Annotated in this window: 21 protein-coding genes, 1 tRNA gene, 2 rRNA genes and 1 other RNA gene; 21 read left to right on the top strand and 4 right to left on the bottom strand. The window is 28.0% G+C overall.

Features of this window, described 5'->3' with window-relative positions:
- The first annotated feature begins 34 nt into the window (after window positions 1-34).
- A complete protein-coding gene (locus tag DR020_RS11305) occupies window positions 35-496 on the top strand; it encodes a hypothetical protein (RefSeq protein ID WP_055260096.1) in 462 nt (153 codons plus the stop codon).
- Between the two features lie 264 nt (window positions 497-760).
- Entirely contained in the window at window positions 761-1354 is a 594-nt protein-coding gene (locus DR020_RS11300) for a GTP-binding protein (protein ID WP_055260095.1), read from the top strand.
- A 90-nt stretch (window positions 1355-1444) separates the two neighbouring features.
- Here the strand turns inward: DR020_RS11300 and DR020_RS12295 are convergent, their stop codons facing one another.
- Complete coding sequence (locus DR020_RS12295) at window positions 1445-1606, bottom strand: hypothetical protein (RefSeq protein ID WP_160110478.1); 162 nt, start codon at window positions 1604-1606, stop codon at window positions 1445-1447.
- Between the two features lie 283 nt (window positions 1607-1889).
- Here DR020_RS12295 and DR020_RS11295 point away from each other — a divergent pair.
- From DR020_RS11295 to wsfD, 4 genes are all read left to right on the top strand, one after another.
- Window positions 1890-1979: transfer RNA gene (locus DR020_RS11295), tRNA-Ser, on the top strand.
- 3 nt (window positions 1980-1982) lie between these two features.
- Window positions 1983-2246: signal recognition particle sRNA large type (gene ffs / locus DR020_RS11290), an RNA gene on the top strand.
- Between the two features lie 215 nt (window positions 2247-2461).
- Window positions 2462-3403: a glycosyltransferase family 2 protein gene (locus DR020_RS11285; RefSeq protein ID WP_235865699.1), complete on the top strand. Its 942-nt coding sequence runs from the start codon at window positions 2462-2464 to the stop codon at window positions 3401-3403.
- Between the two features lie 22 nt (window positions 3404-3425).
- Window positions 3426-4949, top strand: coding sequence for a glycan biosynthesis hexose transferase WsfD (gene wsfD, locus DR020_RS11280; protein WP_112366006.1), 1524 nt, complete (start codon window positions 3426-3428; stop codon window positions 4947-4949).
- A gap of 21 nt (window positions 4950-4970) precedes the next feature.
- On the opposite strand, the gene DR020_RS11275 is transcribed toward wsfD, so the two are convergent.
- The gene (locus DR020_RS11275) at window positions 4971-5456 is read right to left on the bottom strand and encodes a dihydrofolate reductase (RefSeq protein ID WP_112366005.1); all 486 of its coding nucleotides are present in this window, start codon (window positions 5454-5456) and stop codon (window positions 4971-4973) included.
- A 111-nt stretch (window positions 5457-5567) separates the two neighbouring features.
- On the opposite strand from DR020_RS11275, the gene dnaX reads away from it, so the two are divergent.
- From dnaX to DR020_RS11225, 10 genes are all read left to right on the top strand, one after another.
- Window positions 5568-7217: a DNA polymerase III subunit gamma/tau gene (dnaX, locus tag DR020_RS11270; protein ID WP_112366004.1), complete on the top strand. Its 1650-nt coding sequence runs from the start codon at window positions 5568-5570 to the stop codon at window positions 7215-7217.
- Between the two features lie 123 nt (window positions 7218-7340).
- Entirely contained in the window at window positions 7341-7676 is a 336-nt protein-coding gene (locus DR020_RS11265) for a YbaB/EbfC family nucleoid-associated protein (protein WP_055260091.1), read from the top strand.
- Between the two features lie 77 nt (window positions 7677-7753).
- Window positions 7754-8350 (top strand): recombination mediator RecR, encoded by a 597-nt coding sequence (gene recR / locus DR020_RS11260; RefSeq protein ID WP_055260090.1) that lies wholly within the window; start codon window positions 7754-7756, stop codon window positions 8348-8350.
- A gap of 115 nt (window positions 8351-8465) precedes the next feature.
- Window positions 8466-8744: a pro-sigmaK processing inhibitor BofA family protein gene (locus DR020_RS11255; RefSeq protein WP_055260089.1), complete on the top strand. Its 279-nt coding sequence runs from the start codon at window positions 8466-8468 to the stop codon at window positions 8742-8744.
- A gap of 188 nt (window positions 8745-8932) precedes the next feature.
- Window positions 8933-10285 (top strand): hypothetical protein, encoded by a 1353-nt coding sequence (locus DR020_RS11250; protein WP_112366003.1) that lies wholly within the window; start codon window positions 8933-8935, stop codon window positions 10283-10285.
- A 153-nt stretch (window positions 10286-10438) separates the two neighbouring features.
- Window positions 10439-10621 (top strand): hypothetical protein, encoded by a 183-nt coding sequence (locus DR020_RS11245; RefSeq protein ID WP_055260087.1) that lies wholly within the window; start codon window positions 10439-10441, stop codon window positions 10619-10621.
- Window positions 10622-10693: 72 nt separating this feature from the next.
- Window positions 10694-10873: a hypothetical protein gene (locus DR020_RS11240; protein ID WP_112366002.1), complete on the top strand. Its 180-nt coding sequence runs from the start codon at window positions 10694-10696 to the stop codon at window positions 10871-10873.
- Window positions 10874-10987: 114 nt separating this feature from the next.
- Window positions 10988-12064: a pyridoxal-phosphate-dependent aminotransferase family protein gene (locus DR020_RS11235; RefSeq protein ID WP_112366001.1), complete on the top strand. Its 1077-nt coding sequence runs from the start codon at window positions 10988-10990 to the stop codon at window positions 12062-12064.
- Between the two features lie 42 nt (window positions 12065-12106).
- On the top strand, window positions 12107-13009 hold the full coding sequence (locus DR020_RS11230; RefSeq protein ID WP_112366000.1) for an NAD(P)-dependent oxidoreductase: 903 nt from the start codon (window positions 12107-12109) through the stop codon (window positions 13007-13009).
- A 26-nt stretch (window positions 13010-13035) separates the two neighbouring features.
- Entirely contained in the window at window positions 13036-14277 is a 1242-nt protein-coding gene (locus tag DR020_RS11225; protein ID WP_112365999.1) for a DUF1015 domain-containing protein, read from the top strand.
- 80 nt (window positions 14278-14357) lie between these two features.
- Here the strand turns inward: DR020_RS11225 and DR020_RS11220 are convergent, their stop codons facing one another.
- Both DR020_RS11220 and DR020_RS11215 read right to left on the bottom strand, forming a co-directional pair.
- On the bottom strand, window positions 14358-15053 hold the full coding sequence (locus tag DR020_RS11220; RefSeq protein ID WP_055260082.1) for a 5'-methylthioadenosine/adenosylhomocysteine nucleosidase: 696 nt from the start codon (window positions 15051-15053) through the stop codon (window positions 14358-14360).
- A gap of 110 nt (window positions 15054-15163) precedes the next feature.
- Window positions 15164-16000, bottom strand: coding sequence for a CPBP family intramembrane glutamic endopeptidase (locus DR020_RS11215; RefSeq protein WP_112365998.1), 837 nt, complete (start codon window positions 15998-16000; stop codon window positions 15164-15166).
- 163 nt (window positions 16001-16163) lie between these two features.
- On the opposite strand from DR020_RS11215, the gene DR020_RS11210 reads away from it, so the two are divergent.
- The 5 genes from DR020_RS11210 to DR020_RS11190 all read left to right on the top strand — a co-directional run.
- Complete coding sequence (locus tag DR020_RS11210; protein WP_055260080.1) at window positions 16164-16925, top strand: tRNA threonylcarbamoyladenosine dehydratase; 762 nt, start codon at window positions 16164-16166, stop codon at window positions 16923-16925.
- 177 nt (window positions 16926-17102) lie between these two features.
- Window positions 17103-17672, top strand: coding sequence for a biotin transporter BioY (locus tag DR020_RS11205; protein ID WP_055260079.1), 570 nt, complete (start codon window positions 17103-17105; stop codon window positions 17670-17672).
- Window positions 17673-17689: 17 nt separating this feature from the next.
- Window positions 17690-18640 carry a biotin synthase BioB gene (gene bioB / locus DR020_RS11200; protein WP_112365997.1) on the top strand — a complete coding sequence of 317 codons (951 nt, stop codon included), beginning with the start codon at window positions 17690-17692 and terminating at the stop codon, window positions 18638-18640.
- Between the two features lie 623 nt (window positions 18641-19263).
- Window positions 19264-20773, top strand: a 16S ribosomal RNA gene (locus tag DR020_RS11195).
- Between the two features lie 198 nt (window positions 20774-20971).
- Window positions 20972-21349: ribosomal RNA gene (locus DR020_RS11190) — 23S ribosomal RNA — on the top strand; the annotation flags it as partial.

Genomic DNA, 21349 nt, shown 5'->3' with positions numbered 1-21349 from the left:
CTTTTGTGATATAATTATAAAAGGGGGATAATTTATGGATAAAATTGAAATGATGGTAGGCTATGATATTAATTTTTATGAAAAAAAGTTTAATGATAATTCTCAAAAAGTAGCTACCTGTTTGTATAATTTTTTAAAAAAAACCATAGGGAATAAGGTTTGTGGAATATCGATAGATGAAAATTTATTACAGGTGTGGTCATATTATTTTTTAAATATAATTGAAGAAAGACCTGAAGAAGCTAAAAAAATTTTAATGGAATTAGTGAATCAGTTTTCAAAATTGATACAAGATGAAGAAAACATAATTATAAAGGGAAATAATTATGAAAAATTAGTGTTAGATAATACATTTTGTAGAATTTGGTTTGGGACTAGTTTAAATCTGATGTTAATTTATCAATATGGAAAACATGGATATAAAAAAGCTTTTGAATGCATAAAAAAAGAGTTTTTATCTAATAAATCTGAGATAAAAACATTGGTAATAGCTTAAAATAAGAATAAAACTTAAACATATTAGAAACATAAATAATTTATTTTATAGATTTTAAAAATAGAATTAAAATTTGTAGCCTTATTGTATTTAATAAGGCTTTTTTTGTGTAATAAAATTTAATTTAAAGAATATAAATTTACTATATAATATGTAATTTTAAGATATATCATGCTTGGGATAAAATATAAAATAATCTGTTTTTATTAAAAATTAGAGATATATGAGTGTAAATTTAAATTAATATTACATGGGGGAATCGGTGTGGCTAAGTGTACAGTTGATTTAATAACAGGTTTTTTAGATGCAGGGAAAAGTAGTTTAATAAAATCTATATTGAATAAAAAAAATTATAGAGAAGAAATTATTGTGATACAGTGTGAGAATGGAAAGGAAATTTTTGATTTAGGTTTCATAAATAAAAAACGGATAACAATTAAAGATTTTTCTATAAATTATGAAATGAATGTGGAGAGAATATTAAGATTATTAAGGTTTTATGATCCAGATAGAATAATTATAGAATGTAGTGTAGGTAAAGATATAAATAGTTTATTAGAAGTGTTAAATAGCAGGGAACTAAAGCCTTATTTAAGAATAGGGAATATAACTAATGTAATTGATGTCACTACTTTAAATATATTACTTAAAAATATGTCTACGGCAATATTACCAAGTTTACAAGTAAGTAACCTTATAATACTTAATAAATGTAATAAGATAAGTGAAAAATTAGTTGATGAACATATTGTAACGATAGAAACTTTAAATTTACATGGACATATAATAGTAAATAGAAGTAAAAATGATATGGAAAATATATTAGATAATGGATTAGTTAATAGGTTGTTAGGATAAATAATAAAAGGAGGACTAGTTGCAAAAAATAATTGTATATAGTCCATCTTTTATTTTTAATTTTGTTGATAAAGTATATTAAAGAAGAGTTTAGCTTGAAAAACCATCTAAATGTGTTCTTATATAATCTTCTAGCTCTCTTTTTATCCAAGGGTTTTTACTAAGTAATTCTTTTTGACTACTTTTTATTCTTATCGAAAATACAGCACTTTTAGACTCTTTTTTTTTAGTTTTAGTTATAGAATTCTCCATAAAAATATCCCCTCTATGAAATTAAAAAGTTATTATACTATAATTATATAAAATATTTACATATTTTGTAAATATTTTATATAAAAATTAGTTTTGTAATATTTAAAAAAAATATATTATTTTTTACATTTTACTTATTAAATTAAATGTTTATATTGAACTATCAAAACTAATATGATAAAATGAAAAAGTAATTGATTTGAATTTTAGATGCAAATTTTTAATTAAAATTAATAATAAAATATTTAATTTAATGCAAAAATAAAAATATAATACGAAGTATGGAGAGATGTCTGAGTGGTCGAAGGAGCACGCCTGGAAAGCGTGTGTAGGGGCAACTCTACCGCGGGTTCGAATCCCGCTCTCTCCGCCAAGGTTGTGCTAGATGGGGAGTTAGCGGTGCCCTGTAACCTGCAATCCGCTACAGCAGGATTGAATTCCCTACCGAGGTCTTAATTTGTGGTGTCGACCTATGCAAGTGATGTTGAGAGTTAGGCCCCACGCGATGGAACCCTGTGAACCTCGTCAGGTCCGGAAGGAAGCAGCGATAAGCAGTCACTTTCATGTGCCGTGGATAAGTCTAATTTGAGTTAACTACATAGGTAACGGCCATAGATTATTGCCAGAGTAGGGTGCACAACTCAAATATTGATTTATTGAACAAACAATGATATTAATAAATAGTTCATTGGGAGTTATGCATAAAGAAACCAGGTAATTTAACATCGAGTTGGTGCTAACTACCTGGTTTTTGTTTTATAATTATTTTATATAATTGCAATTAAATATAATATTTTAGCTATATTAAGATCATATAATTTTGTAGTTTTAAATCGCATTTATGAGGTGATATAAGTGGAAAAAAAGCTTTTAAGTATAATAGTTCCCATGTATTATGAGGAACTAGTAGCTTATGAATGTTATCATAGAATAAAAAATGTTGTTAATGGTATAGAGTCTATGGATCATGAAATAATTTTTGTTAATGATGGAAGTAAGGATAGAACATTAGCGATTTTAAAAAGTATAGCCAAAGGGGATAAATGTGTTAAGATAATAGATTTTTCGAGAAATTTTGGTCATCAAGCAGCTGTAACAGCAGGACTTTTTAATTGTAACGGTGATGCGATAGTAATAATAGATGCTGATTTGCAAGATCCACCAGAAATCATACCGGATATGATAAGTAAATGGGAAGAAGGTCATCAAGTTATTTATGGAAAAAGAAAAATAAGGAGTGGTGAAAGTAAATTTAAGCTTCTTACAGCGAAATATTTTTATAGGGTGTTATCGTATATGGCTAGTATAGAGATACCTAAAGATACCGGAGATTTTAGGTTAATGGATAGAATCGTTGTTGAAGCGTTTAAGGAAATGCCAGAACAAAATAGATTTATAAGAGGAATGGTAAGTTGGATTGGATTTGATCAAGTGCCTTTAGAATATAATAGGGATGATAGATTTGCTGGAGAAACAAAATATCCATTGAGGAAGATGATAAAATTTGCAACTGATGGAATTGTAAGTTTTTCAACTAAACCGCTTAAGCTTACTGCTATATTTGGTATTGGTACAATAGGTATATCAATACTACTTATAATTTATACAATAATAACAAAGATTATGAGCGATACTAGTATGGGATGGGCATCAACTATGTGTGTCATACTTTTCTTTAGTGGGGTTCAACTATTATCTTTAGGTGTTATTGGCGAGTATATAGCAAGAATTTACGATGAAAGTAAAAATAGGCCTTTATATTTAGTTAAAGAAAAAATAAATTTTGATAATAAGTAGTATATAATTTTGGGGAAAGGTTATGAATATGGATGAGAATAAGAAATATAAGAGGGTTATACTAGTATTATTTTGTTTAGTTGCAATTGGCATAACTTATTATGTGCTGTTTACGTATCCCTATCCAGGGGTAGCTGACCAAGGTGATTTTCAAAGAGTCATGGACGTTTGTAGACTAACTAGAACACATTATGATAATTACATATTAAATCATATAGGATACTATAAGTATACAACATCAGATTATTTAATAATGCCGTATACATTATATAATATAGGACTTACAATCATATCTACTAGTATGGGGTATTTTATAACATTTATTAATTTAATTTGTCAGTTATTTGGAAGTGATATATTTAAATCTAACTACCTAGCTATTTTATATGCTGTTATATATATCGTTTCTATGGTGATAATATTAAAAAACTTTAATATAAAGAGTAAATTTAAATTTACAGTCCTTGCTATATTGGGATTATTTGTATTTTTAGATGGTAATTATTTAGTGTTTTTTAATTCACTTTATGGTGAACCTATGATGATAACAACTTTAATGTTATTAATAGCATCATATTTACATTACATATATAAAAAGCATATTATGAAAAATGATAAACATGTTTTTATAAACATAATTTTTGTATATATAAGTGCATGGTTATTTATAGGTTCTAAAATGCAGGTATTATCTGCACTTCCTATTATAATGTTTATTTTAGGGAAAATCATATGGAATAATAGGAAGATAGTTGGTAAGAAAAAATTTATAGTTTTAATAATAGCATTCATTCTTATAGTGGCTTATCCTATAGGAATAAATCTTAGACACGTAGACATAGGTGATGATACTCATTATAATTCCGTGTTTACAGGGGTTTTAGAGAATGCTAGTAGTAAAGAGCAAAAAGAGCAAGCATTAATAGATTTAGGTTTAAATCCGAAAATGGAAGTGAATTCTGGAACGAATTCATATCAAGCTATAGATGACTATAAAGATGGATTTATACCTCACACAGAGTATATGGATGAAGTTTTTTATAGTAAAATGAGCAATTCAAAGCTTGCGATATATTATTTAACACATTTTTCAAGTTTAATGAAGGGTATGGAATATACAGCGACAATGGCTTTGAATACATCAAATAATTTAGGAAAATACAGTTATTCTTATAACAAGGAACCTATAGGAAAATTTAATAGATTTACTTATTGGTCAGATTTGAAAACTTATTTACCTAAAAATTTATTGTTTATAGTTGGTTCATTTGCTTTAATTTTTATAATATCTATTTTTGAATATATTAAAAATAAAAAAAGTTACTATATAAAAAATAAAATACAATTTTTATGGTGTTTAATGCTTATAGCTATTTTGCAATTCCCAATGCCTTTTGTTGGAAATGGAAGATGTGATACATCAAAACAATTATATTTATTTAATTTTATATTCGATATTTTGATAGTTATAGCTATCTATTGGATTGTAAGTAAAATATTTAATTTGATATTCTTAAAGAAAAAGACAAAGATGAGTAAGGATTAATTTCTTTACTCATCTTTAAAGTTATTTTAAAGAGAAATCTTTAAAAATAAAATGGATATTATTTTCTAAAAAGACTTCACTTTCAAAGTCTTTTTTAAATAATGAATAATCTACTTTAAGAAAGTGCGCATCACCTTTGAAATCTTTAAGTATTTTTGTTAAATATATTTTAGATGTGTAATTTAAAAATATTCTATAAATTTCTTCTCCACCTATTATGAAAATTTCATTTTTACAATCTTTATATTTACTAATAATTTCATCTAAATTATTAGTAAATATAACATTTTCTTGATTCTTAAATTTATTAGGATTTTTTGTTAAAACTATATGAAACCTATTTGGTAGAGGATTTTTTAGGGATTCAAAGGTTTTTCTTCCCATAATAATTGTTTTGCCAGTAGTAAGTGATTTAAATCTTTGTAAGTCTGTTGGAAGATTCCAAATTAAAGAGTTGTTATTTCCAATAACATAATTTTTGCTATGGGCAACTATTATAGAAAACATAGTATATCTCCTTAAATTTAATTTTGTTTATTTAATTTTATCATATATAATTAATTTTAGAATTTAGATTAAGAGTTTAAGAAATTAATTAAGCTTAGAGAGGTGAATTTTTTGTCATATAAAGCTTTATATAGAGAATGGAGACCTAAAAATTTTGAAGATATTATTGGTCAGGAACATATAACTATTACTTTAAAAAATGAAATAATAAATAAAAGAACATCTCATGCATATCTTTTTTGTGGAACTCGAGGTACAGGAAAAACATCTACAGCAAAGGTATTTGCAAAGGCATTAAACTGTTTAAAACCTAAAAATGGGGAACCTTGTAATGAATGTGAAATGTGTTTAAAGATAAATGATGGATTAGCTATTGATGTAGTAGAACTTGATGCGGCATCTAATAATGGTGTTGATAAGATAAGAGAAATTATAGAGGATGTAAAGTATCCACCCCAAGAAGCTAATTTTAAAGTTTACATAATGGATGAGGTTCATATGCTATCTATGGGTGCTGTTAATGCTTTTTTAAAAACTTTAGAAGAACCACCTAAAAACGTTGTTTTTATTTTAGCAACTACAGATCCACAAAGATTACCCATAACTATACTTTCAAGATGTCAAAGGTTTGACTTTAAAAGAATAAATAAAGAACAAATAGTATCTAGACTTAGAAAAATTACCGTAGAAAAAGGTATATTTGCAGATGATAGAAGTTTAAATTTAATAGCTAGGGTGTCAGATGGTGCGATGAGGGATTCCCTTAGTATATTAGAACAAGCAATATCTATGGGGAATGAAAAGGTTGATTATAATAGTTTACTTAAGATACTAGGTCTTGTAACAAATGATAATCTATTTAGACTAATAGATGCTATTATTGAAAGAAATATAGAAAAATCCATGCTTATAATTGAAGAACTTGTAATGTCCGGTAAGGATATGGGCATATTTATTAAGGATTTGATGAATCATTTTAGAAATCTTTTAATGATAAAAATAACTCATAATCCAGAAGATGTTTTAGATACATCTGAAGAAAATATAGAAAGACTTAAAGAGCAAAGTTTAAGAATTAGAGTAGAAGAAATAATGAGATGTATTAAAATTTTGCAAGAAGGTGAAGATAGTTTAGCTTTAAGCAAGCAATCTAGAATTGATTTAGAGCTTGCTATAATTAAAATGTGCAAAATAGAATACGATACTTCAAAGGAAGTTTTATTAAATAGAATAAATAAATTAGAAGAAATATTAAAAAGCGGTAATATAAAGATTAAAGCTGTACATGATAAAAATAGCTCAAGTATAGAAGCGTCTAGTGTTAGTGTAGTACCAGATAATAATATAAATGATATAAGTAAAATTGTTAATGAAGAAAAAGATTCAACTACGCTTTTAGACGTAAATTCTGAATCAACTTTAGAAATAGATGATGTTAAGAAGGCTTGGAATGATGTTTTGGAGCATTTAAAATCAAGAAGGGCAATGATTTTATTTGCAACTCTTAGGACTGGTAAACCTATAGCTTGTAAAAATGGAATAATTACAATAGAATATGAAGAACAATTTAAGTTTAATAAAGATAGGTTAGAAAAGCCAGAATATAGGGCGTTAGTAGAAGATGTCTTATCAGAAGTTTTTAAGGAAACAGTTAAATTTAGATGTGTTGTAGATAAGCAAGATGCTGATGAGGAATCTATAACTTTGGAGCAAGAGCTTATAAGTAAATTAGGTAGTGGTTTAGAGATATTAGATGAATAGCTTTATAGGATAGTTACTAAAAAAATACCAATGCTCATATTATAATAAAAGGTTATTATTATAGAAAAGAAGAATAAAATACTATATAATAATTAGAGACTTAATTAAAAGGAGGATATATTTATGGCAAGAGGTGGATTCCCAGGAATGGGAAACATGAATAACTTAATGAAACAAGCACAAATGCTTCAAAAGCAAATGGCAGAAATGCAAGAAGAAATTTCAAATACAGTATTTGAAGGAAATGCAAATGGAGATCTTGTTGTAGCACAAGTTAATGGTAAAAAAGAACTTTTAAGCTTAAAAATAAAACCAGAAATAGTTGATCCAGATGATGTTGAAATGTTAGAAGATTTAGTAATAACTGCTGTAAGAATGGCGTTAAGTAAAGCAGAACAAGAAACATCAGAAAAAATGGGTAAATTAACTGGTGGAATGAATATGCCAGGATTATTCTAAGATAAAAAAATAATTTAGTGTGATAAAACTCTGTTGAATAGTCAACGGAGTTTTATCAATTACTTAGGAGGGTTATTATGGATTTTTATCCAGTTGCTATAGAAAAACTTATAGAAGAGTTTGCTAAACTACCAGGAATAGGTAAGAAAACTGCTCAAAGATTAACGCTTCATGTATTAAATTTGCCAAAAGATGAGGTTGAGGAATTTTCAAATGCATTAGTTAAGGCAAGAGGAACTATAAAATATTGTTCAGTATGCGGAAATTTTACAGATTCAGATCCTTGTGCGATATGTGGTAACCCAAGTAGAGATAAAACTCAAATATGTGTAGTAGAACAACCTAAAGATATAATGACAATGGAAAAAGTTAAGGATTATAATGGTGTATATCATGTACTTCATGGAAATATATCGCCTATGCAAGGAAGAGGGCCTCAAGATATTAGGTTGAGAGAATTGGTGTCTAGGATGAATGGAAATATAAAGGAAGTTATAGTTGCTACTAATCCTAATATAGAAGGAGAAGCTACTGCTATGTATATATCGAAAATATTAAAGCCATTAGATGTTAAGGTAACTAGAATTGCTGCGGGAATACCAGTTGGTGGAGATTTAGAGTATGCAGATGAGGTGACTTTATCTAAAGCATTAGAAGGAAGGAAAGAGATTTAACAAAAAATTAATTTAGAATATATTTATATAATGATATAATGTTATCTAAAAAAAATAGTAAAAAGGGGGTGCGCTGTTGCTATTTTATCATAAATAGATAGCTTCAGTATTTAATATGAATATACATTCATTAACACTTCAAAATATTATAATGATACTTATAGGATTGATATTGGGAATAATAGTTCTAAAATTAATATTTAGTTCTATAAAAAAAATAGTAGGGTTAATGATAAATAGTGTTTTAGGTGTAATACTTTTAATGATTGTAAATTTCTTTGGAGCATACGTAGGTATAAGTGTTAATATAAATTTACTTACAGCTATTATTGTAGGAATTTTTGGTATTCCGGGTATAATATTTCTTGTTGTATTCCAAAATTTTATAAGATAATACAAAGAACAGGTAGCAAATATTTTGCTACCTGTTTTTTATATTATATTGGGAGGAGTAAATATATCTAATAATAATATATGGTTGTATTGTAAAAGTGTTACTAAATTGATAGAATTTAATCATAAATATATTTAAAAAATACTATAAATAAATATACTTAATTTTATTTAATTTAGGAGATTTTTATGGATAACATAATTGACGGAAAGAAAAATTTGAATAACAAAACAATATTATATTCAGGTATATTAACGATTATAATTTTTATACTTATAGGAAATTTAAATTTAATTGTCATGTTATGTGGTGATACTTTAAATCTTAGTAAAATTGATATATTAAAAAGAGGTTTTTCAATGTCAATTTTTGATATATCAATCCTATATATTACACTGTGTATTTTAGTGCATACTGTTTTGAAAGATAAACAACAAGTATTAAAAAACTATGTAAAAGCTAGAATGAAAAGCAATAGCGTTTTAGATAAGGAATTAAAATTTTTAAGTACAATAATTAGTATATCTATTTTAATAAATTTATTTATAAAATTTATTTTATATTTTATCTTTAGAAAAACTTTAGTTTCAATGTTTAATATAGGATTTAATAATGTTTTATTGTTTTCATTTTATGTGATTTTAGTTACTTGCATCTTATATTTACTAGTTGTTATAAATTATGTATCAATTAAGGATTTTGTAAATGGGACTTTTGTTTATTGTGTGATTTTGGGTACTGTAAGTGTAGTACTTGGAGCAGGAAGTTTATTTATAAGTGAAAAAATTTTATGGATTCAAAATATTTTAAATATGATTTATGCTGTATACAATCCTGTAATAATGCCTTTTTATGCTTTTTACGATGTATACAATAGAAGTTTATCAGCTAATATTGGAATAATTTTTTCAATGTGTGTAGTAACTTTGTTATTAAAATACGTTTTTAAAAATTTTTGCGATATGTTGAATAAAGATAATATTAAGAAGTTTTATATAAATTCTATATTGAAAAAAATGTTTTTTATATGTGGCGCAATAGCTATGAGTTATATAGTATTTTTAATAGGATTTACATTGTTAATAAGTTTCAATGTTTTAACTTATGATGTAGGAATGCTTATTATTAATTTAATTCAAGTTGTTTTTGCTGGAATAATATACATGAAATTAAATACATTATATTTAAATAAACAAAATTTAAAAAATAAAAAATTAGTTAAAGATAATAAAAATTTAAAGAAAGATGATATTTTAAAAAATGTTCATAATAAATTAAATGAAAATATTTATAAAGAGAGTCTACAAAAGACTCAAATATTTAAATCATTAAATTTAGAGAATGAATTATTAGATTGTGAAATGATAAAAAATTTTTCATTTAATGAGATGGAAGAATACCCACTGAATGAAGATGATAGTGTAAAAGAGTATAAGAATGATTTAAATGGTATTAAAGTTAAAGAAATCAACAATGAGATAGATAAAGATGATAAAAATTTAATAGAGTTTTTGAATAGTGATAATGTAATCAAAAATTAAATCTCAATGATTAAAAATTTAGACAAACCATATTTATTAAAAAATATAACGTATGAATTTATCACATTGACTAATGTTTTCTATGTAGTAGAATAAATTTAATATTTATATTGTTAAAAGTATAAAATTTTAAACATGAGAGGAGAAGTTTTAATGAGCGTAGGAACGGCATTAAACTGTAAATATTGCATAGATTTTAAAAAGAATAAGTGTGATAGTACAGAAAAAAATTGTTTATGTAGGATATGTCCAAGAAATTTAGGACAATGTATATGTGTAAAATATTGTAGAGAAACTGAATCTGTTTTAATTTGGGAAGATGATAATGAGCAATAGAATATAATTCTTATTTTAGGTAAACAATAAAATGTATCTACTTTTATTATTTATTTAAAAGAGGTGTATTTTATGGATAAAGAGCAACAGTTTGTAGGAATAGTACAAGAGTGTAGTGATTTTGTGTTTTCATCAGTTATAAATGGGGTTGTATCTAGTAAAATTTCTACTAAAAGTTGTAATAATTGTTTAAGCTCAAAAAGAGGACAGTGTGAAAATGAGTTTAAAAACAATCTAGAAAATAGTAAGTAAATATAATTTATAAACCTTAAATTGTGATAAATTTAAGGTTTATTTTTATTTGAAAAATAATAGAAAAAAGATTAAAAGCATATAATTATAAAATAAAATTTAAGGAGATATTATATGCATAAGAAGTTATTTATACCAGGACCAGTAGAGGTTAGACAAGAAGTTTTAAGCCAAATGGCATTACCGCTAATAGGACATAGAGGAAAAGATGCGTCTCAGCTTCAAGAAAACATTATTAATAATTTCAAAAAAATATTTTATACAAATGAACAAATACTTTTATCAACAAGTTCAGGCAGTGGTCTTATGGAGGGTGCTATTAGGAGCTGTACATTGAAAAAAGCAGCGGTATTTTCCATAGGTGCTTTTGGAGATAGATGGTATGAGATGGCTATAAGTAATAATATTGTGGCTGATAAGTTTCAAAAACAATGGGGAGAAGCGTTTACAAAAGAAGAAATAGAAAGGGTTTTAGAAACTGGGGAATATGATTTAATAACAATAACCCATAATGAAACATCAACAGGTGTGATGAATCCAATTGAGGAAATAGCCGAGGTTATAGGTAAATATCCTGATATAATTTTTTGTGTTGATGCTGTAAGCTCAGCGGTAGGTAGTAAAATAGAAGTTGATAAATTAGGGATTGATATATTAATAACTTCTTCTCAAAAGTGTATAGGACTTCCGCCTGGTATGTCTGTTTGTACATTTTCTACTAAAGCAATAAAGAGGGCTGAAAAAGTTACTTATAGGGGAAAATATTTTGATTTATTGTCTTTATATAAATATATTAAGGATAAAAATTATCAATACCCATCAACTCCATCGATATCTCATATGTATGCTTTAGATTATCAATTAAATTATATTGTTAATGAAGAGGGTATAGAGAATAGATTTGGAAGACATAAAGTTATGGCTAAGATAACAGAGGAATGGGCAGATAAATATTTTGAACTTTTTGCTGATAAAAAATATTTATCTAATACTGTAACAACTATAAAAAATGTTAGAAATATAGATTTTTCCTATTTAAATAACGAATTAGGTAAAAGAGGATTTCAAATATCAAATGGATATGGGATTTTAAAAGATAAGACGTTTAGGATAGCTCATATGGCTGATTGTACAATAGAAAGTTTGAATGATTTACTTGAAAATATTAATGACATTTTAAAATTAAATTAAGTTAAAAATATGTGATTAAAAAGATTTTCAAGGAGTGAGTTTATGATTAAGGTGTTGGCTAATGACGGATTAGATTTTAATTGTAAAAAGCAGTTAGAAGATTTAGGAGTTGATGTGTTAGATTTTCATTATGATAATGAATCTTTAAAAAAAGAGATAAAAAACTTTGATGTTATCATAGTTAGATCGGCTACAGAAGTGAGAAAAGACATTATTGATAAAGCTGTTGAAGGGAAAAAACTAAAGTTAATCATAAGAGGTGGAGTAGGAATAGATAATATTGATGTAGGCTATGCTAGGTTAAAAGGTATAGAAGTTTATAATACACCTTATGCAAGCTCAGTATCAGTGGCTGAAATGGTTTTAGCTCATATATTTTGCTTAGCTAAATTTTTAAATCAATCTAATGTAACTATGAGGGAAGGAGCTTGGAATAAAAAACAATATTTAGGAATAGAACTTTTAAATAAAACTCTTGGGATAATTGGTATGGGTAGAATAGGAAAAGAGTTAGCATTAAAAGCAAAGGCTTTAGGTATGAATGTAATTTATTATGATATATTAGGGGAAATAGACAAGACATATGGTGAATTTAAAGATTTTAAATATGTTTTAAAAAATTCTAAATTTCTATCTATTAATGTATCGGGGAATAAGGCTATAATTGGAAAAGATGAATTTAAAATCATGAGGAATGATTCATTTCTAATTAATTGCTCAAGGGGGAACGTTGTAGATGAGCAAGCTCTTCTATATGCTTTAGAAAATAAAGAAATTTTAGGAGCGGGTCTTGATGTTTTTTCTAGTGAACCTATTAAAAATAAAAAATTATTGAGTTGCAAAAATGTTAGTTTAAGTCCACATGTAGCTGCATCAACTAAAGAAGCTCAAGATAAAATAGGTGAAGAAATAATATGTATAATAAAAGAAAAATTTGATATATAAAAATGTTTTAAGGAGAGAAGTTAAAGATGGTTAAGATTAAAGCATTTAATGCTATAAGACCTAAAGAAAAACTAGCAAAATATGTAGCAGAACTTCCTTATGATGTTGTAACTTATGAAGAGGCTGTAGAAAAAGGAAAAAACAAATACTCTTTTATTCATGTAGATAAAGCGGAAATAGATTTAGATGATAATATAGATGTATACAGTGATAAAGTATACAAAAGAGCTAAAGAAAATTTAGATAATATGATAGACTCTGGAATTTTAATCAAGGATAAAAAATCTTGTATATATATTTATAGCGAAACAATGAATGGAAAGACTCAAACTGGAATAGTTGCATGTTTTTCAATTGATGATTATTTAAATAATAATATAAAAAAACATGAATATACAACAAAGAAAAAAGAAATAGATAGAATAAATCATGTAGATACTTGTAATGCAAATACTGGCCCAATTTTTTTAACATATAAAGATAATAGTGAGTTAGAATCTATAATTAACGCATGTATACAGAGGAAAAATATTTATAGTTTTATATCTGATGATGGAATAAAACATGAGTGTTTTAAAATAGATGATGAAAATATTATACGAAATATTATAAATGTATTTTATAATATAAAAAGTTTATATATAGCAGATGGTCATCATAGAGCAGCATCTGCAGTAGAAGTGGGATTAAAAAGAAAAAATGAAAATAAAAAGTTTAAAGGGAATGAAGAATTTAATTATTTTTTAGGAATAGCCTTTCCTCATAATCAATTAAATATATTAGCTTACAATAGGGTTATAAAAGATTTAAATGGCTATAGTTATGATGAATTTATTAGGAAGGTACAAGAAAATTTTCATATAAATAAGTTGCCGTTAGGTATTCAATATAAACCAAAAGAAAAAGGTGAATTTGGCATGTATTTAAATAACTTTTGGTATAGACTAAAGGTTAAGGAGGATGTATTAAAAGATTTAGATATAGTGAATAATTTAGATGTGTCAATTCTTCAAAATAATATTTTGGATCCAATATTAAATATTAAAGATCCTAGACAAGATGAAAGAATAGAATTTGTAGGTGAAATAAAAGGTCTTAAAGAACTTGAGATAAAGGTAAGTGAGGATTTTGATGTAGCTTTTTCAATGTATCCAACTTCGATAGATGAAATAATGGAAATTGCAGATAACGGTTTTGTTATGCCACCTAAGTCAACTTGGTTTGAGCCAAAACTAAGGAGTGGGCTTTTTATTCATAGTTTAGAATAGATACTATATTAAAAACAGAATTTAAGTAAAAATGTTGATATTAAGATATCTAATATCAACATTAAATAAATTTTATAGAATTAGTTCATTTTTAAAACCATAGATTTTAATATAGAAGTTGAGTTTTTAACTCCTATAGCAGTAAATTCAGCAAAATCCATATGAGCACCATTATTAGCGTTATCAGAAATTGATCTTATAACAACAAATGGTATTTTATTAAGATAGCAAACTTGCGCTATGCTACCGCCTTCCATTTCACATGCTAAAGCTTTGAATTCTTCATCAAACCATTTAACTTTTGCAGGATCTGCAACGAATTGATCTCCTGTAACTATTCTACCAACAAAGCTTTTAATATTTCCATTTTCTTTGCAAGCTTCTTTAGCTAAAGCAACCAATGATTCATCACATTTAAAATCAAATGTATCTAATCTAGGAATTTGCCCAATTGGATCACCAAATGCAGTTGTATCCATATCATATTGTACTAAATTATCACCAATAACTACGTCACCAGGATAGATTTCTTTGCCAACTCCACCTGCAACTCCAACATTTATTACCTTATCAACTTTATATTCGCTTATAAGAATTTGAGCACAAACAGCAGCATTAACTTTACCTATACCACAAACAACAGCAACAGCTTCTGTATTCCAAACCATTCCTTTGTGGAAAATCATATTAGCTTTTGTTTCTTTGCTATCTATCTTCATGTCTTGTAAAAGTATTTCAAGCTCTTCACTCATTGCACTTATGATACCTAATGTCATCAATAAATCCTCCTTAAAATTATGTATATAATAAAATCTCTACTGCTTATTATATAGCAAAAGAGATTTTACTAACAGCTTTTTATAAAATTTTAAAAAGTTATTTTAAATTAAATTATAACATTTAATCCTTTTAACCCTTTATACATTAAGTATAGCCCTATAATTACATAAATAATCGATTGAACTATTATTGAGATTGTGCCCAAAGATAGTAAGGCAATAAACTGAGCGCAAAAGTTATTTATAAAATGCATGAATATACATATATAAAGAGAATGAGTTTTATAATATACTGTTGCAAGAAAAAGTCCAAGAAAAAATGCATTCACTCCTTGAGGGATGTTTCTATGAGCAATTGCAAATATTAATGCTGATAAGATTATAGCAACCTTAGGCGAATATTTCTTTAAAAGTCCATTTAAAAATAATCCTCTATATATGAATTCTTCTATAAATGGAGCGAAGACACAAACAGTTAATAATAAATATATAGGGTCTAAACTCATAGTTTCAAAGGCTTTTGAAATATTTTCTGGCATAGGAATTAGTTTTGTTATGTGGCTTAAAGAGCCTTCAAAAAAAATTCTAAGACCTATTATTAGCAATCCAGCATAATAATACCCATGTTTAAGTTTTATAGGTTTAGATAGATCTCTATAAGATTTTTTAGAATATCTATTTATTTTGACTAAAATAAAACATATTAGCAATAAAGATAGTGTGGTACAAAGAAATTCAAGTATAAATCGTATAATCCCTAATTGTAATATCTTAATTGGTAAATTAAACATTAATAATGTTTTAATTACAATTATGTTTAGTGTAGCAGATATATAATCATTAAATAAAGCAATAATAATAATTCCTATCATAGAAAGTTTACATATGTTTATTTCGCCATTATTCATTCTTTTGTAAATATTTAATTTTGAAAAAAAATTCATAAAATCCTCAATAAATTAATTATTTTCTTTAATATGTTTATTTAAAATTAATGTAATGTATGATATACATATTAAAATTTTATTTTATAGTTTATAAATAAAAAGTAAGTGTTATAATTATATGTAAATTTTAATTTGTTTTAAGAAAAGGAGAAAATTCTATATGGCACAACATTCATTATCTAGGACTGAGCTTTTAATAGGAGAAGAAGCGTTAAATAAATTAAAGAAAAGTAAAGTAATGATTTTTGGTATTGGTGGTGTAGGTAGTTTTACAGTAGAAGCATTAGTAAGAAGTGGTGTTTCAAATTTGATATTAGTAGATGATGATACGGTATGCTTAACTAATTTAAATAGGCAAATACATGCAACTTACGAAACTATAAGTAAAAATAAAGTTGATGTTATGAAGCAAAGAATATTATCAATAAATAAAAATTGCCAAGTTGAAACTAAACAAATATTTGTGAAACCAGAAGATTTAGAAAAGATAATACCAAATGATGTAGACTATGTGGTAGATGCAATAGATACAGTTTCATCTAAAATAGCATTAGCTGTATACTGTGAAAAAAAAGGAATAAATTTAATAAGTTCTATGGGGACAGGAAATAAGTTAAATCCATCTGAATTTAAAGTATCTGATATATATAAAACAAAGGTTTGTCCACTTGCTAAGGTTATGAGATATGAGCTTAAAAAAAGAGGTGTTAAAAAACTAAAAGTTGTTTACTCAGAGGAAATTCCGAGAAAACCTAAAGAAGATGATGTTGTAACTTGTAAAACAGGTTGTGTATGTACAGGAGGAACAAAAAAATGTACTGCTAAAAGACAAATTCCAGGAAGTATATCATTTGTACCACCAGTTGCAGGAATGATAATTGCATCGGAAGTAGTGAAAGATTTAATAAAAGAATATCTATAAACATAGAAATTTTATAGGATTATAGTATTAAAAAATAACAAAATTTTTATTTAAATGTTAAAAATAAGTGAATAAATAAAAATGAGGGTTGTAAATAAAGAGATAATAATATAATTAAAGAAAGGTTTTTAAATTAAATAATTTAATTACAAAAATAAATAATTAGGAGGAAAATGAATGAAGACCACAACTAAAGAACTAGTATTAATATCTTTTTTTGCGGCCCTTACTGCAATAGGAGCATTTATAAGAATTCCATTGCCATATGTTCCTTTTACATTACAATATTTATTTTGTGCTATGGGAGCGATAATTTTAGGGAAAAAAAATGGGATGATAGCACAACTTGTATATGTAGGCATAGGATTAATAGGTATACCGGTGTTTACAAAAGGTGGGGGACCACAATACATATTTGAGCCTACTTTTGGATACTTGATAGGGTTTATAGTAGGTGCATATATAATAGGATTAATAATGTATAAAATTAAAAAAATAAATTTTGTAAGTGTATTTATATCAGTTACAATAGGATTAATTGTTATATATGCTTTTGGTGTTATATATCTTATGTTTATTGAAAATTTATATTTAGGAGCAACAATGACAATTGGACAATCTATATTAGTTGGAGCTGTTCCATTTTTACCAGGAGATATATTTTTAAGTGTAATAATAAGTATAATAGCTCCTAATATAATTAGAAAACTTAATAAATTAGGAATAATTAATGGTATTTTGGATTAAAGGAGTTTGTTAAACTAATGAAGAAGTTAAAACAAGATATTATAAGTGGATATAAAATAAGTAAGAATGAAGCACTAAAACTTTATGATAAAAATTTAGATGAATTATTAAAAATAGCTGATGAAATAAGAGAAATATTTGTAGGAGATACTGTGGATTTATGTTCTATAATAAATGGTAAAAGTGGAAAGTGTTCAGAAAATTGCAAATACTGTGCTCAGTCAGTTTATTTTGATACAGGGATAAGTGAATATGGCTTAGTAGACTATGAAACCATATTAGATAGTGTTTTAGAAAATCAAAATGAGGGAGTAAATAGATTTTCAATTGTGACCTCAGGAAGAGGATTAAATGGAGAAGAGTTGGTCAGGGTATTAGATTATTATAAAAAATTAAATAAAGATACTTTTATAAATTTATGTGCTTCACATGGAATTATAGATAAAAAAGCTTTAGAAGCGTTAAGAGAAAGTGGAGTAAGAAGATATCATCACAATATTGAAACATCAAAAAATTATTATGGCGATATATGTTCAACGCATACTTATGAGGAAAGAATAAAAACAATAGAATGCGCAAAAGAAGTTGGGCTTGAAATATGTTCAGGTGGAATAATAGGAATGGGAGAAACAAGAGAGGATAGAGTAGACATGGCTATAGAACTTAGAGAATTAGGAGTTGTATCAATTCCTATAAATGTTCTTATGCCTATTAAAGGAACACCATTAGAAAATGTGGATAGTTTAACTGAAGAGGAAATATTAAAAACTATAGCTATATTTAGATTAGTAAACCCTAAAGCGCAAATAAGACTTGCAGCAGGCAGGAATTATCTTAAAAGATTTGGAGAAAGAGCATTTAGAGGAGGGGCTAACGCAACGATTACAGGAAACTTATTAACGACATGTGGAAATAAGATAAAAGATGATAAAAAGTTAATAAAAGATTTAGGATTAAATTTAAAGTGATTACTATATAAAATATTAATAATTTTATATAGTATATGGGAGAAAAAATATTTATTATTTTTAATAGAGACTGTATTAATTTATAGTCTCTATTTTTTTATAATAAAAATTTAGAAATACGTTGTTTTAAAATATTATTTTTAATGTGATATAAAATTAATAATTATATTAAATATCTAAAAATAAAGATGGAATAAAGAAAGTTTTTATCTAGGTGATATTTTATAGTATTGTATTATAGTTAATATTATAAAAAATAAAATATACTATACCTGGCGTGTCGATGAATAAAATATAGAGAAAATAGAAATATTACTTAGTAAAAGTAAAATAATTTTAGATAATGAGGTAAGTAATAAAAACTTTAAATAAGTTTTATATGGTAAGATAACACCTGTCGCAAGGATTATTTAATTAATGAAGTTTGAAAATAAAAAATTAAAAAACTTGTTGACAAATGTTTAATCAAATGTTAAACTAAGAAAGTCGCTTGAGGGCGACAAAGAAAAAAGAAAAACAATGGTCTTTGAAAATTAAACAGATAATTTAAGTAAACCAGCAATTCTTTTATAAGTAATATGAGTAGATTAAACTCAAATAAAAACTAAGAAATTAGTATATTTTAATTTGAGAGTTTGATCCTGGCTCAGGATGAACGCTGGCGGCGTGCTTAACACATGCAAGTCGAGCGAGAAAAGTTCTTCGGAGCTTTTCTAGCGGCGGACGGGTGAGTAACACGTGGGCAACCTGCCTCATAGAGGGGAATAGCCTTCCGAAAGGAAGATTAATACCGCATAACATTGTTGAAAGGCATCTTTTAACAATCAAAGGAGCAATCCGCTATGAGATGGGCCTGCGGCGCATTAGCTAGTTGGTGAGGTAACGGCTCACCAAGGCGACGATGCGTAGCCGACCTGAGAGGGTGATCGGCCACATTGGAACTGAGACACGGTCCAGACTCCTACGGGAGGCAGCAGTGGGGAATATTGCACAATGGGGGAAACCCTGATGCAGCAACGCCGCGTGAGTGATGAAGGTCTTCGGATTGTAAAGCTCTGTCTTTAGGGACGATAATGACGGTACCTAAGGAGGAAGCCACGGCTAACTACGTGCCAGCAGCCGCGGTAATACGTAGGTGGCAAGCGTTATCCGGATTTACTGGGCGTAAAGGGAGCGTAGGCGGATATTTAAGTGGGATGTGAAATACCCGAGCTTAACTTGGGAGCTGCATTCCAAACTGGATATCTAGAGTGCAGGAGAGGAGAATGGAATTCCTAGTGTAGCGGTGAAATGCGTAGAGATTAGGAAGAACACCAGTGGCGAAGGCGATTCTCTGGACTGTAACTGACGCTGAGGCTCGAAAGCGTGGGGAGCAAACAGGATTAGATACCCTGGTAGTCCACGCCATAAACGATGAATACTAGGTGTAGGGGCCCCAAGCCTCTGTGCCGCCGCTAACGCATTAAGTATTCCGCCTGGGGAGTACGGTCGCAAGATTAAAACTCAAAGGAATTGACGGGGACCCGCACAAGCAGCGGAGCATGTGGTTTAATTCGAAGCAACGCGAAGAACCTTACCTAGACTTGACATGTCTTGAATTACCAGTAATGTGGGAAGTTCCTTCGGGAACAGGAACACAGGTGGTGCATGGTTGTCGTCAGCTCGTGTCGTGAGATGTTGGGTTAAGTCCCGCAACGAGCGCAACCCTTATTGTTAGTTGGTACCATTAAGTTGACCACTCTAGCGAGACTGCCCGGGTTAACCGGGAGGAAGGTGGGGATGACGTCAAATCATCATGCCCCTTATGTCTAGGGCTACACACGTGCTACAATGGCAAGTACAAAGAGAAGCAATACTGTGAAGTGGAGCAAAACTCAAAAACTTGTCTCAGTTCGGATTGTAGGCTGAAACTCGCCTACATGAAGCTGGAGTTGCTAGTAATCGCGAATCAGAATGTCGCGGTGAATACGTTCCCGGGTCTTGTACACACCGCCCGTCACACCATGAGAGTTGGCAATACCCGAAGTCCGTAAGCTAACCGTAAGGAGGCAGCGGCCGAAGGTAGGGTCAGCGATTGGGGTGAAGTCGTAACAAGGTAGCCGTAGGAGAACCTGCGGCTGGATCACCTCCTTTCTAAGGAAGAATATCTTAGGAAAACTAAGATGATAATAAAGAATGCTTCTTAAATATCTGTTTAATTTTGAAAGACTAAGTTCTTTCAAAATTATGTTCTTTGAAAATTACACATAAGTATTAATAAATAGAGTAAAGCCAATTAAATTTACTATTCTTTGTAAAATTGATTGCAACTATCTAAAAGATAGAAACAAAGGTCAAGCTACAAAGGGCGTATGGTGAATGCCTTGGCATCAGGAGCCGATGAAGGACGTGATAAGCTGCGATAAGCTTTGGGTAGACGCACATAGTCTGAGATCCAAAGATTTCCGAATGAGGAAACTCACATGGGAAACCCCATGTATCGTTAACTGAATAAATAGGTTAACGAGGGTAAACCTAGGGAACTGAAACATCTAAGTACCTAGAGGAAGAGAAAGAAAAATCGATTTTCTAAGTAGCGGCGAGCGAAAGGGAAAGAGCCCAAACCGGAAACTTGTTTCCGGGGTTGTGGATAGAACATAACGAGAAACTATAACTAATTGAAGAGAGCTGGAAAGCTCTACCGTAGAAGGTAATAGTCCTGTAAATGAA

Origin of the sequence: Sarcina ventriculi (genome assembly GCF_900456775.1) — a bacterium.
Classification (GTDB): Bacteria; Bacillota; Clostridia; order Clostridiales; family Clostridiaceae; genus Sarcina; species Sarcina ventriculi.
Note: the sequence above shows the minus strand (reverse complement) of the source record. Positions and strands in the feature narration are given on the sequence as shown.